At 41.5% G+C, this 14,391-nt stretch carries 17 protein-coding genes; 9 read left to right on the top strand and 8 right to left on the bottom strand.

All coding sequences use genetic code 11. From position 1 onward, the window contains the following. Positions 1-2: 2 nt before the first annotated feature. On the bottom strand, positions 3-980 hold the full coding sequence (locus tag MB09_RS12835; RefSeq protein ID WP_045081411.1) for a LuxE/PaaK family acyltransferase: 978 nt from the start codon (positions 978-980) through the stop codon (positions 3-5). An 86-nt stretch (positions 981-1,066) separates the two neighbouring features. Further along, positions 1,067-2,041 (bottom strand): T9SS type A sorting domain-containing protein, encoded by a 975-nt coding sequence (locus tag MB09_RS15615; RefSeq protein WP_052671391.1) that lies wholly within the window; start codon positions 2,039-2,041, stop codon positions 1,067-1,069. A 291-nt stretch (positions 2,042-2,332) separates the two neighbouring features. On the opposite strand from MB09_RS15615, the gene MB09_RS12825 reads away from it, so the two are divergent. Together MB09_RS12825 and MB09_RS12820 are read left to right on the top strand one after the other, a co-directional pair. Next, positions 2,333-3,013, top strand: coding sequence for a response regulator (locus tag MB09_RS12825; protein ID WP_045081325.1), 681 nt, complete (start codon positions 2,333-2,335; stop codon positions 3,011-3,013). Between the two features lie 6 nt (positions 3,014-3,019). Beyond that, a complete protein-coding gene (locus tag MB09_RS12820; RefSeq protein WP_045081324.1) occupies positions 3,020-4,057 on the top strand; it encodes a sensor histidine kinase in 1,038 nt (345 codons plus the stop codon). On the opposite strand, the gene MB09_RS12815 is transcribed toward MB09_RS12820, so the two are convergent. Then, positions 4,031-5,098, bottom strand: a complete 1,068-nt coding sequence (locus tag MB09_RS12815; RefSeq protein ID WP_045081323.1) for a glycosyltransferase — start codon at positions 5,096-5,098, stop codon at positions 4,031-4,033. The genes MB09_RS12820 and MB09_RS12815 overlap by 27 nt on opposite strands. 66 nt (positions 5,099-5,164) lie before the next feature. Between MB09_RS12815 and trmB the strand changes: the two genes are divergently transcribed. The 7 genes from trmB (at position 5,165) to MB09_RS12780 (ending at position 9,964) form a co-directional block, all read left to right on the top strand. After that, positions 5,165-5,839 carry a tRNA (guanosine(46)-N7)-methyltransferase TrmB gene (gene trmB, locus MB09_RS12810; RefSeq protein ID WP_045081322.1) on the top strand — a complete coding sequence of 225 codons (675 nt, stop codon included), beginning with the start codon at positions 5,165-5,167 and terminating at the stop codon, positions 5,837-5,839. Positions 5,840-5,878: 39 nt separating this feature from the next. Then, entirely contained in the window at positions 5,879-6,505 is a 627-nt protein-coding gene (locus MB09_RS12805) for a LysE family transporter (protein WP_045081321.1), read from the top strand. A gap of 1 nt (position 6,506) precedes the next feature. Beyond that, the gene (locus MB09_RS12800; RefSeq protein ID WP_045081320.1) at positions 6,507-6,830 is read left to right on the top strand and encodes an MGMT family protein; all 324 of its coding nucleotides are present in this window, start codon (positions 6,507-6,509) and stop codon (positions 6,828-6,830) included. 230 nt (positions 6,831-7,060) lie between these two features. Continuing rightward, entirely contained in the window at positions 7,061-8,200 is a 1,140-nt protein-coding gene (locus MB09_RS12795; RefSeq protein WP_045081319.1) for an Mrp/NBP35 family ATP-binding protein, read from the top strand. 1 nt (position 8,201) lies between these two features. Next, complete coding sequence (locus MB09_RS12790; RefSeq protein WP_045081318.1) at positions 8,202-8,444, top strand: NifU family protein; 243 nt, start codon at positions 8,202-8,204, stop codon at positions 8,442-8,444. A gap of 67 nt (positions 8,445-8,511) precedes the next feature. Next, positions 8,512-9,564, top strand: coding sequence for an NAD(P)/FAD-dependent oxidoreductase (locus MB09_RS12785; RefSeq protein WP_045081317.1), 1,053 nt, complete (start codon positions 8,512-8,514; stop codon positions 9,562-9,564). Positions 9,565-9,634: 70 nt separating this feature from the next. Further along, the gene (locus tag MB09_RS12780) at positions 9,635-9,964 is read left to right on the top strand and encodes a 2Fe-2S iron-sulfur cluster-binding family protein (RefSeq protein ID WP_045081316.1); all 330 of its coding nucleotides are present in this window, start codon (positions 9,635-9,637) and stop codon (positions 9,962-9,964) included. On the opposite strand, the gene MB09_RS12775 is transcribed toward MB09_RS12780, so the two are convergent. From MB09_RS12775 to MB09_RS12755, 5 genes are all read right to left on the bottom strand, one after another. Beyond that, the gene (locus MB09_RS12775; protein ID WP_045081315.1) at positions 9,961-10,653 is read right to left on the bottom strand and encodes an SGNH/GDSL hydrolase family protein; all 693 of its coding nucleotides are present in this window, start codon (positions 10,651-10,653) and stop codon (positions 9,961-9,963) included. The two genes, MB09_RS12780 and MB09_RS12775, sit on opposite strands and share 4 nt — an antisense overlap. 36 nt (positions 10,654-10,689) lie before the next feature. Then, the gene (locus MB09_RS12770; protein WP_045081314.1) at positions 10,690-11,586 is read right to left on the bottom strand and encodes a metallophosphoesterase; all 897 of its coding nucleotides are present in this window, start codon (positions 11,584-11,586) and stop codon (positions 10,690-10,692) included. Positions 11,587-11,693: 107 nt separating this feature from the next. Next, positions 11,694-12,368, bottom strand: a complete 675-nt coding sequence (locus tag MB09_RS12765; protein ID WP_045081313.1) for a hypothetical protein — start codon at positions 12,366-12,368, stop codon at positions 11,694-11,696. After that, complete coding sequence (locus tag MB09_RS12760) at positions 12,369-13,547, bottom strand: acyl-CoA dehydrogenase family protein (RefSeq protein WP_045081312.1); 1,179 nt, start codon at positions 13,545-13,547, stop codon at positions 12,369-12,371. Positions 13,548-13,597: 50 nt separating this feature from the next. Beyond that, a complete protein-coding gene (locus MB09_RS12755; protein ID WP_045081311.1) occupies positions 13,598-14,344 on the bottom strand; it encodes a tRNA1(Val) (adenine(37)-N6)-methyltransferase in 747 nt (248 codons plus the stop codon). Positions 14,345-14,391 lie beyond the last annotated feature (47 nt).

Raw genomic sequence — 14,391 nt, 5'->3', positions numbered from 1 at the left:
GTTTAAAAAACCATGAGATTGCACCCTCTGATGTCGCTGCTGTCAAACCGCCCCAAAACCTCAAAGGAGCCATCGGGAAATGTTTTTCCCAAATCCTGCGTCGCAACGAAGGTGCAGGAATAAAGGTTGGCCAAATCGATAACGTTTATGCCCCCCGTCCTGCCCATGGTATAGGCGAGCGCGTCTTCCGTATCGCGGGTCATGATTTTCATCCAAGGCGGGCAATTAAAGATTCCATCCCCATTGGAATAGGCTTGCGAAAGGAGTTCGGTCATTCCATATTCGCTGTGTATTTTGGCTACACCAAAACCTTCTTTTAAAATTCCGTGCAGTTCCTCCTTTATCATCTCCCTTCTTCGGCCTTTCATGCCGCCGGTTTCCATCACAATGGTGTTTTTCAGCTGAAATTTTCTTTTTTCAATTAAATCGAGCAGGGCATAAGACACTCCTATAAGTAAGGTTTTTTGCCCGCTTTTTTCCAAAACGTCCAGCTTTTCAATGAGCGCGTCCATTTCATATAAATAAAAGCCACTGTGGGGGTTGTTGCTTTTTTCAATCAGCTTTTCAACCATATAAATAAGTGACGACCCTTCGCGCTCCAAATAGGAAGGGAGCAATGCGAGGATTGCAAAATTTTCGGTTTTGCCGTAGTTGCTTTCAAAAGCTTTCAAAAAACTGGTTTCGTATAATCCTATGTCGGAAACGTAGTGCCTGCTGTTTATACTGCCGGTTGTGCCACTACTGGTAAAGACCGTTTCCTCTAAACTATTTTCGGCAAGTATCTTATGGCTTTTAAAAAATTGAATGGGTAAAAAGGGTATGTCCGCAATTGTTTTTACCTCGGAAATTTTCGTATTCAACAGGTCGCAGAAATTGCGATAAACGCGAACATTTCCATACTGGAAACGGAACACTTCAATAGCAAGTCGCTGCAATTCCGCTTCGGATTTGATGTTAAAAATTTCCTTTTCGAGCATAATTACCAATCAAAAAAATCTTTTCAAAAGTAGGTAAATAAAAAAGCTCCTGCCGAAACAGGAGCTCTAAAAATATTTAAAAGGCAGGATTACTTAACAACCAATTTTTTGGTAGTTGAAGTCTTTCCTTGCTCAATTTTCACGATATAAACACCGCTGTTCAATTTTGAAATGTCCAATCTGTCGCCCATAAGCGTAGTATTTACAACTTGCTTACCAAGTACATCAAAGATAGCAACGCTCTTGGCACCGGCTACTTTAGAAGTAATGTTTACGAAACCTTTGCTTGTTGGGTTGGGGTATATGGAGAATTGATCGGCTGTGCGATCGTTTACCCCAATGGTACCATCAATAACTATATTGTCAAACCAAAAGGACTCGGCACTAGCATTGGTTCTTCCTTCAATAACAAGCTGTACAAGGCTACTTGGAAGATTTTCCGTAGCGGTTTGCCATTGCAATTGGTACTCCCCACTTCCAGAATCAAAAGGTACAAAATCATCAAGATCAGACCCCGTTGAATTGAATAGATCAATCTCCGTACTGTTGGTAATGTCTCTTACATAAATACGCAATCTGTCAGATCCCGATTCGTTAGAAGTACCATCGCCTTCGTAGTTTCCGTTTGCAGGAGTACTATTAATAGACAAAAGAAAATCCAAAGAAATAGTTGGGTTCGGAACCGCGGTTAAATTTACTTGATCAAATTCAACAATCATATTGCCGTCAATGTCGTTCATTTGGTAACCCTTATCGCCGTCAGTAAAAACTACTGTTGGAGAAGGCGTGAAATCGGTAACGCCCACAAAATCACCATCTGTAAGACCTACATCCGGGGTATCGTAAGGCACGTATGAAGCATTAAAGCCCATTTCGCCACCTGTAGTGGTAAAATTCACCAAGGGCTCTCCACTGTTGTTTATTAAATCGTGCGCTACGTTCGGGTCACCGGTATCGGTATACTTTCCGGGGAACGCCTCTGGCTCCTCAAAACTGGTTCCCGCAATTTGCGCAAAAGAAACGGCGCCCACAAAAAGAGCCGCCAATAAAGTAATTTTTTTCATTTCAGTTATTTTAATAATTATTGTACAAAGATAAATAAATGTTTTAGGTTTAAAGAATTGATTTTAAATCAAATTCTTAATTTAACGAAATGATAACCTCGCATTAAAATTTCCTAAAGAGATATATTATCAAAACGTTATGCAATGGTTAACAATAAGCGTGCTAAACTATAGCCACGGTAAATAATAGTATCTTTGAAAACGTTAAAAAATATGTGAGCGTCCTTAAATAGTAAGACAGCGCAAAGATGGGCAATCAGAAATTTTTACTTTTTTAAACATAAAAACCAGATGAAAAAAAAGGACATTACAATTTTATTGGTCGATGATGAGCCGGATATCCTTGAGATAATACGTTACAACCTAAATTCTGAAGGCTATAAAGTTGAAACCGCCGAAAACGGACTGGAAGCAATAGAACAAGCCAAAAATGTAAAGCCCCAATTAATCATCATGGATGTGATGATGCCTAAAATGGACGGCATAGAGGCTTGCGAAAAAATCAGGAAGATCCCCGAACTTTCCGAAACCGTAATTACCTTTTTAACGGCTCGCGGCGAGGACTACTCCCAAATGGCCGGTTTTGAAGCTGGCGCTGACGACTATATTACAAAACCCATCAAGCCAAAGGTGTTGGTGAGCAAAGTGAAAGCTTTGTTGCGCAGGTTTAAGGAAGAAGCGGGAGATGAAAAAATAAAGCTTGGCGACCTAACGATAAACCGCGAGGAATATAAAATTATGCTGGGCAAAAAGGAAATGGTCCTACCGAGAAAGGAATTTGAACTCTTGGCATTGCTTGCTTCAAAACCGGGAAAGGTCTTTAAACGCGAGGATATTTTGGATTCCATTTGGGGAAATGAAGTAATAGTTGGCGGCCGCACCATCGACGTACATATTAGAAAGCTGCGCGAAAAAATAGGCGACGATCGATTTAAGACCGTAAAGGGAGTGGGTTATAAATTTGTAGTTTAAATCACGATGAAATTTTCAAAGAAATACAGTTTCGCAGCGTCCACCGCCTTGCTCATTGCCGCATCCACGACCGTGGCCGTGGGCATTTTTATGTATTCGGTTGCTGATATTGTTATTCTTTGGCTATTCATATTCTTTCTCTTTCTTTTCGCGATTTGTTTTTTACTGATTCAATATCGAATTGAAAAATTCATCTATTCCCGCATAAAAAAAATATACGAAGACGTGCGGATACTGGACGAAAAGATAATCCCAAAACCGTCCGTAACTACAAATATGGAGGAATTGACCCGAGAGGTGGAACGCTTTGCGCAGAACAAGAAACTGGAGATAGAAACCCTAAACATCCGCGAAAACTACCGAAAGGAATTTATGGGAAATATTTCGCACGAGCTCAAAACGCCGTTGTTCACTGTACAGAGCTATATCCTCACGCTACTGGACGGCGCCATGAAAGATAAAAAAGTGCGGAAAGAATACCTGCGCCGGGCCAATAAAGGTGTGGAACGCCTAATTTATATCGTGAAGGAATTGGATATGATTGCTAAATTGGAGGTGGGCGGCTTAATCCTGAACAAGGAAAATTTCAACATTTTGCTATTGATCCAAAATATTTTCGACTTGCTTGAAATGAAAGCGGCAAAGAAGAATATTTCGCTCGTCTTTGATAAGGAATATGTAGGCGAGATACTGGTGAATGCCGATAAGGAACGGATAGAGCAGGTGCTTACAAACCTTATCGTGAATTCCCTAAAATACGGCAAGCAGGACGGAACCACCGAAGTGGGTGTTGAAAGTCTTGCGAAGAATAAGGTCCTGATACGCGTAACAGATAATGGCGAGGGCATTTCAAAAGAGAATCTGCCGCGAATTTTTGAGCGTTTTTACCGTGTGGACAAAAGCGGCTCGCGTAAAGAGGGCGGCAGCGGTTTGGGGCTTTCTATTGTGAAACACATCGTAGAGGCCCACAACGAAAAAATATATGTAGAAAGCCAGCTGGGCATTGGCTCCGAGTTTTCATTCACGCTCGAAAAGGGAAAATAATTCCGAAAAATCCACGGGTTCCTGCGCTAAGCTTTTTAGCCCTTTGTAAACCGCGACTTTGTTTAACTTTTTCGGTTTAAACTTTTCTTGTTTGCAGTATGGGACGATTCCTAAATTTTTGAGTCGTTTTGCCAAATATTCCTGTTCGTATTGGCCGGGGGTGGGAACGAAGAATACGTTTTTTTCTAATAGGGTTAAATCCATTATTGAAGTGTAGCCCGAACGGCAAATCACCATTTCACTTTTATTGATAACCTCTTCCAATTCGGCGCGCTGCAGAAAATTCACCGTTTTTATGTTTTTAGAATTGTCCCAGTGCTGTTCCTTTTCAACCAGACCACGAACCAATAAAATTTTCTTATTACTTTTTTTAAAGGCATATTTCAGTTTTTCCTCAAAAAGCGTACGTTGAGGTTCAGGGCCTGAAAGCAGGAGCAGGATATCTATGGTTTTGGGAAGCTCCTTTTTTTCCATTCGGCCCAGAATACCTATATATTTAATAGGAAACGGCGTTTTTTTTAAGTGGCCCAGTTTTCCGCTGAGGTTCATAACCACATCATCCACATCGGGCACCCAGCACACGTCAAATTTTTTAATAATTTTTTGATGCATCGCGCTGCTGAAAAAGCTAGTGCTGCCCGTTAAAACATTAAGTTGGTGCGTAATGTAAACCGAAGGAACGGCTTTATTCCTTACCCCCAAACGGTTATCGCTGATTATGCCGTGAATTTTTCCGGTAGCAACCATTTGGCGAATGATTTTCTTTTCAGAATTCATCGTTTTTCTTAGCTGAGGCAGTTTTAAAAGAAGCTTCCATTTAAAATGGCTTCCCTTTTTTGGATACGTAATATTGTATGAAGGCAATTCTACGGTTTCCAGTTCGGGAAATTCCTTTTGGAGCAATAGCAGCGCCGCTCCATCGGAAGCTATCAGTACCTTGAAATTATAGTCCAAAAGGGCGCGGATTATAGGGATGCAACGGGTGGCATGGCCCAAGCCCCAATTGAGCGGCGCAACCAGTATGGTCTTCTTTTTTGGCATAAAAACAAAGGTAGCAATAATTGCAGCGGTGTTATATTTCCTTAATTTTACCGAAAATTTTAAACTTTGGGAAGTAAAAACAAACTGAGACGCTTTAAGGAGAACGAAACTTTTGCAAATGTAGTGCAACCCTCGCGCGAGGAAGTGCTGGACGATTCGCTGAAATTAAAGGGAAACTGGCGAAAGGAATTCTTCAAAAACGAAAACCCCTTGGTTTTGGAATTGGGCTGCGGCAAGGGCGAATACTCCGTAAATCTTGCCAAGGCACATCCCGAAGTAAACTTTTTGGGAATAGACATAAAGGGTGCGCGCTTTTGGCGTGGAGCAAAAATCGCATTGGAAGAAAACCTGAAGAACGTAGGTTTTTTAAGAACCCAGATTGAACTCGTGGACAACATTTTTGAGGAAAACGAAGTAGATGAAATCTGGATAACCTTCCCCGACCCACAGATAAAATACAAACGCACCAAGCATAGGTTGACGAACGAAGATTTTCTTCAGAAATACAGAAAAATATTGAAGCCCGATGGCGTTGTTCATCTAAAAACCGACAGCGAGTTTATGCATGGCTACACGCTGGGGCTATTGCACGGCTTGGATGAAGAAATAGAATATGCCCATCACGACGTATATGGAAGCCAAGGCGCTCCAGATGCCGTAACGAATATCCAAACCTTTTATGAACGGCAATATTTGGAAATGGGAAAAAAGATAACTTACATTCGGTTTAAGTTCCGTTAGTTGAAAATTCAGTATATTCACAAAAAACAACGGCCCTAAATGGCAATAATTTACAATTTACTTGTTGGTTTTTTTGGGTCATTTATTGGAGTGCTGCCCCCGGGTTTAATCAATATGTATGCTGCCAAGATAAGTATGAGGGAAGGCCGAAAGCGGGGCCTTTTGTTTTCCATTGGGGTGTGTATTATCGTGATGCTCCAAACCTACATCGCACTGCTCTTTGCGCGTTATATTGGGAAGCACCCCGAAATAGTAAGCATGCTACAAAAAGTGGCCTTGGGCATTTTTATAAGCCTTACCATATATTTTATCTTCATTGCTAAGGACACACGGCGCGAAATTCGCGATCACGGCGAAAATTCAAAAAAAAATAGATTCTTTTTAGGAATGTTTATCGCCATGCTCAATCTGCTCCCGTTGCCGTATTGGATGTACCTGAGCATAACCTTTGCTGCCTTTGGCGCATTTTCATTTACCGAGCCCGAGCTTTTTTTCGCGGTAGTGGCATCGGGCATTGGCACCTACTCGAGCCTCGCATTGTACGTCCAATTTTTTAGGCCAAAGGAACATGCACCAAAGTTGAAGTTGAATATGAATTATGTAATTGGAATAATAACTGCCCTAATTTCGATAATTACTTTCATTAAAATTTTAAGGGAAATATAAAATGGCGAATGAAGGTTTTTTTGAGAAAGTCTATCAAGTGGCAAAATTAATCCCTTACGGAAGAGTAACATCCTACGGTGCAATCGCAAACTATCTGGGGGCAGCCGGCAGCGCCAGAATGGTAGGTTGGGCCCTGAACGGAAGCAATAAAAAGGAGGTTCCCGCCCACAGGGTGGTAAACCGAAACGGCTTATTAACCGGCAAGCACCATTTTCAGGGAACAAACCTGATGCAGCAGCTTTTGGAAAGCGAGGGCATTGAGGTTGTTGATAATAAAATCCAAAATTTTGAGACTCTTTTTTGGGACCCGATGAAGGAACTTTGATTAGAATTTTCAAATTTAAAACTCCAAATTCCAACCACGCCTAATAATTTGAGAGAAGAAGGGATTAAATAGTCAGAATTTTTACGTTTTGAATATTTCCTAATTTTTGAAAAATTTACAAATAATAGGAAATCATTTTCCATAAAACTTACTGCGTTCCGCTACTGAATACTGCCAACTTATTTTAGTATATTTGCACTTTAGAATGAATCTAAATATTGTAATAAAAAATGAGCATTTCAAAACAAGATATCCTGAAAGCCCTTGAAACGATTACAGTTTCTGGGGAAGGAAAAAATATGGTAGAGAGTGGTGCCGTGCAAAATGTGGTAACCTTTGCAGATGAAATTATCGTGGACTTGAAACTTTCCACACCGGCACTTCACATTAAAAAACGTGCGGAGGCAGATATTATTAAAACCATTCACGAAAAAGTGGATGCCAATGCCAAAGTACAGGTAAATATAAAGGTCGAGGCACCTGCAAAACCGCAAAATCCCAACTTAATAAAAGGAAAACCCATTCCGGGTATCAAAAATATAATTGCCGTAGCATCCGGAAAGGGTGGCGTGGGCAAATCTACGGTTGCGGCAAATTTGGCGGTAACGCTTTCAAAAATGGGCTTCAAGGTCGGTATTTTGGACGCAGATATTTACGGACCTTCCATCCCGATTATGTTTGATGTGGCAATGGAAAAGCCACTTTCGGTAAATGTGGGCGGCAAGAGCAAGATGAAACCCGTAGAAAACTATGGAATAAAAATTCTCTCCATAGGCTTTTTTACCCAACCCGACCAAGCCGTTATATGGCGTGGCCCGATGGCCGCAAAGGCATTGAACCAACTTATTTTTGACGCCGCTTGGGGCGAGCTCGATTTTATGCTGATAGACCTTCCGCCGGGAACGGGAGACATTCACTTGAGCATTATGCAATCGTTGCCAATTACGGGTGCGGTCGTGGTTAGTACGCCACAAAACGTGGCCTTGGCCGATGCTCGAAAGGGAGTGGCGATGTTCCGCCAAGAAAATATTGATGTTCCCGTTTTGGGTATCATTGAAAATATGTCTTACTTCACACCTGGTGAACTTCCCGAAAATAAATACTATATCTTTGGGAAAGAGGGCGCCAAACATTTGGCCGCAGATTTGGAAGTGCCATTTTTAGGTGAAGTGCCTTTAGTGCAAAGCATTCGCGAAGCAGGCGATGCGGGTAGACCGGCAGCATTGCAGACCGCAACCCCCATTGAGGAAGCCTTTGAGGAAATCACGAGGAATGTGGTGGAGGAAACCGTGCGCAGAAACGAGAACCTTCCACCAACCGAAGCAATTAAAATTACAACAATGGCAGGTTGCAGCGCCGTAAAAAAATAATATGACAACGCAGGAACTTACAACTAAGGTAGAGCAGGCATTGGATGAGATCCGTCCGTTTTTGCAGAATGACGGTGGCGATATTTCCCTTGTTTCAATTGAGGATGATAAAATAGTAAATGTTCAGTTGCAAGGTGCTTGCGTGGGCTGTTCGGTGAACCAAATGACCCTTAAGAGCGGCGTGGAGATGACCATTAAGAAATACGCCCCACAAATTGAAAGAGTTGTTAGCATTTCACAATAGTGACAACGGTCATTTTATAACCCCAATTTCAAAACTATTTTTGAACTCAATAAAGAAATAGTCTTTCATGATTAAAACAGATATTCTTATAATCGGTGCGGGACCTACGGGTCTTTTCGCCGTTTTTGAAGCAGGATTACTAAAGTTGAAATGCCATTTAATCGATGCGCTCCCGCAAGCAGGCGGGCAGTGTGCCGAAATATATCCCAAAAAACCCATTTACGATATTCCCGGTTTTCCAGAAGTTTTGGCAGGTGATTTGGTGCGAAACCTGATGAAGCAGATTGAACCATTTCAGCCTGGTTTTACCCTCGGTGAACGTGCAGATACAATTGAAAAAATGGAAGATGGCACTTTCATAGTTACTACAGATAAAGGTACAAAACATCATGCCCCAATTGTTGCGATTGCAGGTGGATTGGGAAGTTTTGAGCCACGAAAACCTCCAATTACCAATCTTTCAGACTTTGAAGATAAAGGAGTGGAATACATCATCCGCGATCCTGAATTATATCGAAATAAAAATGTAGTTATTTCCGGAGGGGGTGATTCGGCCTTGGATTGGAGCATTTTTTTAACAGATGTTGCTAAAAGCGTCACGCTTGTGCATCGCAGGAATGAATTCCGCGGCGCTTTGGACAGTGTGGAAAAAGTACAGGAATTAAAGAACCTCGGAAAGATTGAATTGATAACCCCTGCCGAAGTAATTGGCTTGGTGGGAAAAGATCGTTTGGAAGAAGTAGTTATTAAACAGGGAGCTGAGGTTTTCAATCGTGAATGCGACCATTTTATTCCGCTTTTCGGATTGTCACCAAAACTCGGTCCCATAGCCGATTGGGGCTTTGAAATTGAAAAAAATGCGATTAAAGTCAACAATGCTTTAGACTATCAAACAAACATCCCCGGAATCTACGCCATCGGCGACGTAAATACGTACCCGGGAAAGCTGAAACTTATTCTTTGCGGTTTCCACGAGGCAACCTTAATGTGCCAAAGCGCCTACCAGCGAATTTTTCCAGATAAGCGTTATGTAATGAAATATACCACGGTTGGAGGTGTGGAAGGTTTTGACGGTAGTAAAAAGGAAGCGCCAAAAGCCGTAATTAAATCTATTGATTAAAACACTCCAGACCTAACAGGTTTCAGAAACCTGTTAGGTCTACTAAACTCATCGACTCATCGACTTTTTTATGAAAGACATCAAAATAACAATCATTGACCGTGAAGGAGTAAAACACAATGTTGATGCTCCAACGGATATGAATATGAATTTGATGGAGATTGTCCGTTCCTACGAATTGGCTCCCGAAGGAACCATTGGTATATGTGGAGGTATGGCAATGTGTGCGTCGTGCCAATGTTATGTGTTGAGCGATCACGAGCTCCCCGAAATGAGCTATGATGAGGATTTGATGCTTTCCGAAGCTTTTAACGTAAGAGATAACAGCCGTTTGGGTTGCCAGATTTTTATAAGGGAAGAACTCGACGGATTAGAGGTAGAATTAGCGCCCGAAGTTTAGCGGAGTATTTTCAAGGCATTGTTAAATAGCATTTCTACAAACTTTTTATAGGCAACCTCGGAAGGGTGCAAACCATCTGAAGCGACCAGTGCTGGATTTTCCAACCCTTGCTGCGTTATAGGGGTTATATTTGTAAACCGCACGTTTTTTTGTCTCGCAATCTTTTCCGCGAAAGCATTATATTTTTTCAGTTCCGAAGTAATTTTTTCGGCCTTGCCAGATTTTTGTCCGAATGGCGTAAAGGCATAATCTGGAATGGATAGTACAATTACATTTTCCTTTTTTCCTTTGGCGAAAGCTATGGCCATATCGAGCAATTTTGGAAATTCTTCTTCGTAGAGCGAAAATGGCTTCCCTTGGTATTGGTTGTTTACACCTATGAGCAACGTGACCAAATCATAATCTTTTGTAGGCTTTTCACGGGCTATTGCGGCAAGCAGATCCGCAGTGGTCCAACCTGTCTTGGCAATTATCTTTACTGAAGTTTTTTCTTTTAAACTTCTATTTAAACTATCCGTGAGTTGCTTTGGATAATTACAGTCATCGCAAACGCTTTCGCCAATGGTGTAACTATCGCCAAGGGCAAGATATTTATAAGGCGTTTCTTCGGAAATATTTTGTGTTTTGGAAACCCCGCATGAAATGGAAAGAAGCGCGAGTAGAAATATGGTCATTTTTAGATGTGTCATAACAATGCTGTGTAATTTAAAATACGATAAAAAGAGCTACTCAGTTTTATATTCAATTAATTTTTGGGGACCTTCCAAAAGCATTTTTACCACTTTTAAAATGCCATCTTCCGTAGTGGCAATCTGCCATTTTATGAGTGATATTTCACCGTTTTCAATTTCCAAGCCGGTTATGCTCCGCGGATGGACGCAACTGCCATCATTAAAAAAGGCAATATCTCCCGGCTCTGGAAAACGTGGTCTGTGCGTATGGCCAATTATGGTAAAAATATTTTTGTTCTCCACAATCCAGCGCTTGGTCCGTCTTTCAACTTTTATGAGCTCCTTGTAATTTTTTGCGGGACTCGTGGGATCGCCAATGCCGAAAATTTGAAGTTGTCGCCACAGCGCCCGAACCATAAACCGGTTGAATTTCCAGCCCACATAATTCATCCAATCGGCTTGGTGGCCGTGCATCATAAAAATTTCCTGTCCCGTTTTTTCGTGCTCCAAAATAAGGCCTTCGGTAAATTTAATACCGGGGAAAAGTGGTGCGTCTTTTCCTGTGATTTTATCAAAATAAGTATAGAGCGTTTTTTCAACAAATTTTTGGTTCATATAGACCATGTCGTGGTTTCCCACCAACCTGTAAAGTCTGTTTTCCGCGTAGAAGAGTTTCATCAATTCATACACATTCTGATGTGCTTCAAAAATATCCTTGAAAAATAGGTTTTCCCACAACTCATCGCCATCACCAATTTCGCAATAGGTAAAACCGTTTTTATAGTAATCCTGTAAAGCGTGGAAATAGATGTTTCGGTTGTTGGCAAAATCATCCGCAAAGCTGTTGTCGCCACGGTGACAGTCGCTGAAAATTATAAATTTTGAAGCGTCATTGAAAGAAACCCGGCGGGCGGTGTTATAGGCGCGGTACATGCGGGATTTTGATGACATTCCTTAAATCTTTCTTTAAATATACAATTAGTAATTAGTTTACGGAAAGTGAAGAAACAAAAAAGCTTTCCAAGATTTGGAAAGCTTTTTCTAAGAAGATTGGGTTTTTATTTCGAAATCAATTTTTTTCCGTGAATCGGGCAATACGTCCATTTTCCGGAATATAATTTTTCATCTTCTGGACATTTTTTCTCCATCAATAGACTGCTTAATGGTAGGTCTATAACTTTTTCAAAATCGCCAAGCTTTATGGTAAGTTCATCTGACTTTAAAGGATTTATAGGCAATACCTCATTCCCCCGAATGCTTTTCAGAAGTACAAAGTGAATATTATTGCCCATCTGTCCTAACATATTTCCGAGCATGGGTTGCATTATCATAAGGAAATTTAAAAAATCTGCTGATATTTCCTCTTCGGAAACAACCATCAAATTTTCGCCCTTGTATTGAATATTTAAGTTTTTTAAGATGGTATCTTTGGTATAATAAGTTATGCCTCCAAAGTGTCCAATTTCTCCTTGGATGATTCCGAAAAGTTCAAAATCCTGAAACATTTTATTCAGTTCCTCGTAATCGGCCTCACTTGATGTAGGGTCTTGTGCATACGATGCTTCCCAAAATTCACGAGGCAACCACCAAACAAACTCCATCATTTTCGGATTATCACTGCTGAACTGGGTCTCATTCAACATACCGTCAATGCTCACATCCTTTATGTCTTTTTCTTGTGAAAAACCTGGGATGCCGCAAAGAACAAAAAGGGCTATTAGGATATTCTTCATTTATTGAAATGCATTTAAACCAGTAATATCAAGCCCAGTAATTAATAAATGGATATCGTGCGTTCCCTCATAGGTAATCACGCTTTCCAGGTTCATCGAGTGGCGCATAATGCTGTACTCGCCAGTAATGCCCATTCCACCCAATATCTGTCTTGCTTCTCTGGCTATGTTAATTGCCATCTCAACATTATTTCTCTTTGCCATTGAAATTTGTGCGGAAGTTGCCTTGCCATCATTTCGCAAAACGCCCAAACGCCAAGCTAAAAGTTGGGCCTTGGTAATCTCGGTAATCATTTCGGCCAGTTTTTTCTGCTGAAGTTGGAACTGGCCAATTGGCTTGCCAAATTGCATTCGCTCTTTGGAATAACGAAGCGCCGTATCATAACAATCCATTGCTGCACCAATGGCGCCCCAAGCGATTCCGTATCGTGCGGAATCAAGGCACCCAAGTGGCGCCCCCAAGCCTGATTTATTCGGAAGTAAATTTTCCTTCGGCACTTTTACGTTGTCAAAAATAAGTTCACCCGTTGCCGATGCACGGAGTGACCATTTGTTGTGTGTTTCAGGAGTTGAAAAACCTTCCATCCCACGTTCCACAATTAAACCGTGTATTCTTCCTTCCTCGTTTTTCGCCCACACTACGGCAACCTGTGCAAAAGGAGCATTGCTGATCCACATTTTGGCGCCATTTAAAAGATAGTGGTCGCCCTTGTCCTTAAAGTTGGTGGTCATCCCGCCCGGATTGCTTCCATGGTCCGGCTCGGTAAGGCCGAAACAGCCCATCCACTCGCCCGAGGCCAGTTTTGGCAAGTATTTTTTGCGTTGTTCCTCGGTGCCGTATTTGTAAATAGGATACATTACCAGCGAAGACTGCACGGAAGCCGTACTGCGAACGCCGCTATCGCCACGTTCAATTTCCTGCATAATCAATCCGTAGCTAATTTGGTCGAGCCCCGCCCCCCCATATTCCTCGGGAATATACGGGCCAAAAGCACCAATTTCAGCAAGGCCGCTGATTATTTGTTCCGGAAATTCAGCTTTTTGGGCGTATTCCTCTATAATGGGCGATACGTCGCGCTTTACCCAATCACGGGCGGCTTGGCGTACCAATTTGTGTTCGTCTGAAAGTAATTCGTCAAGATTGTAATAATCGGGAGCTTCGAATAAATCTGGTTTCATCTATAAGTATTTAAAAGGAATACAAATGTAGAAATCACAACCATAAAGACCTACATTTTCAGGTAAAATTCCGCCACTAGTTTTTTATACGCTTCGGTATAATTATGGCGTGAAATTTCAATAGTAAGATTTTCTATTTTCGGCGAGGTATTTTCAAAGGAAAACTCAAGCATACTCCGTTTTTCCTCAGATAACTCGTTGCCACGAACCCTACAGATTCTATTCGGAAACAAATTTACTTCTGAAGCCATTTTTATAAAATTTTCTTCTTCCATCCGCGGAATGATAACCGCAAAAATCCCTTCATCGGAAAGTAATTGGGAAGCACTTTCAATCAATTCATCAAAAGGAAGCGCATCGTTAAACCGAGCCAATTCTCTTGATGTATTATTTATGGGCTCTCCTCCCTCGGGGGAGATCCGCCGTGGCGGAGAGGGGGACTGAAAAAACGGCGGATTGGAAATAATAAGGTCGTATTTGTCCTCAATTTCTTCAACAAACTCTTCCAAAGAAGCGTGGTAACAAAAAAGCCGATCGCCCCAAGGAGAGTTTTCAAAATTGTCCACGCACTGTTCATAGGCGTTTGGGTCAATTTCAAGGGCATCAATCAGTTCAGCGTTGGAGCGTTGCGCTAATTGCAAAGCGATAATTCCTGTGCCAGCGCCAATATCCAAAATTGAGAACGGATTGTTTTTTATGGAAACCCAAGCCCCCAGCAAAACTCCATCCGTGCCAATTTTCATGGCGCAACGGTCTTGCTCAATGGTGAATTGTTTGAATTTAAAAGGCTTGTTCATTTTTGGTATGAGGTATGAGGTGTGTGGCGGGTTGAGTTTTTATTGAT

The organism is Aequorivita vladivostokensis (assembly GCF_000952855.1).
Classification (GTDB): domain Bacteria; phylum Bacteroidota; class Bacteroidia; order Flavobacteriales; family Flavobacteriaceae; genus Aequorivita; species Aequorivita vladivostokensis.
The sequence above is the reverse complement of the archived record's forward strand: the minus strand, read 5'-3'. Positions and strand labels throughout refer to the sequence as shown.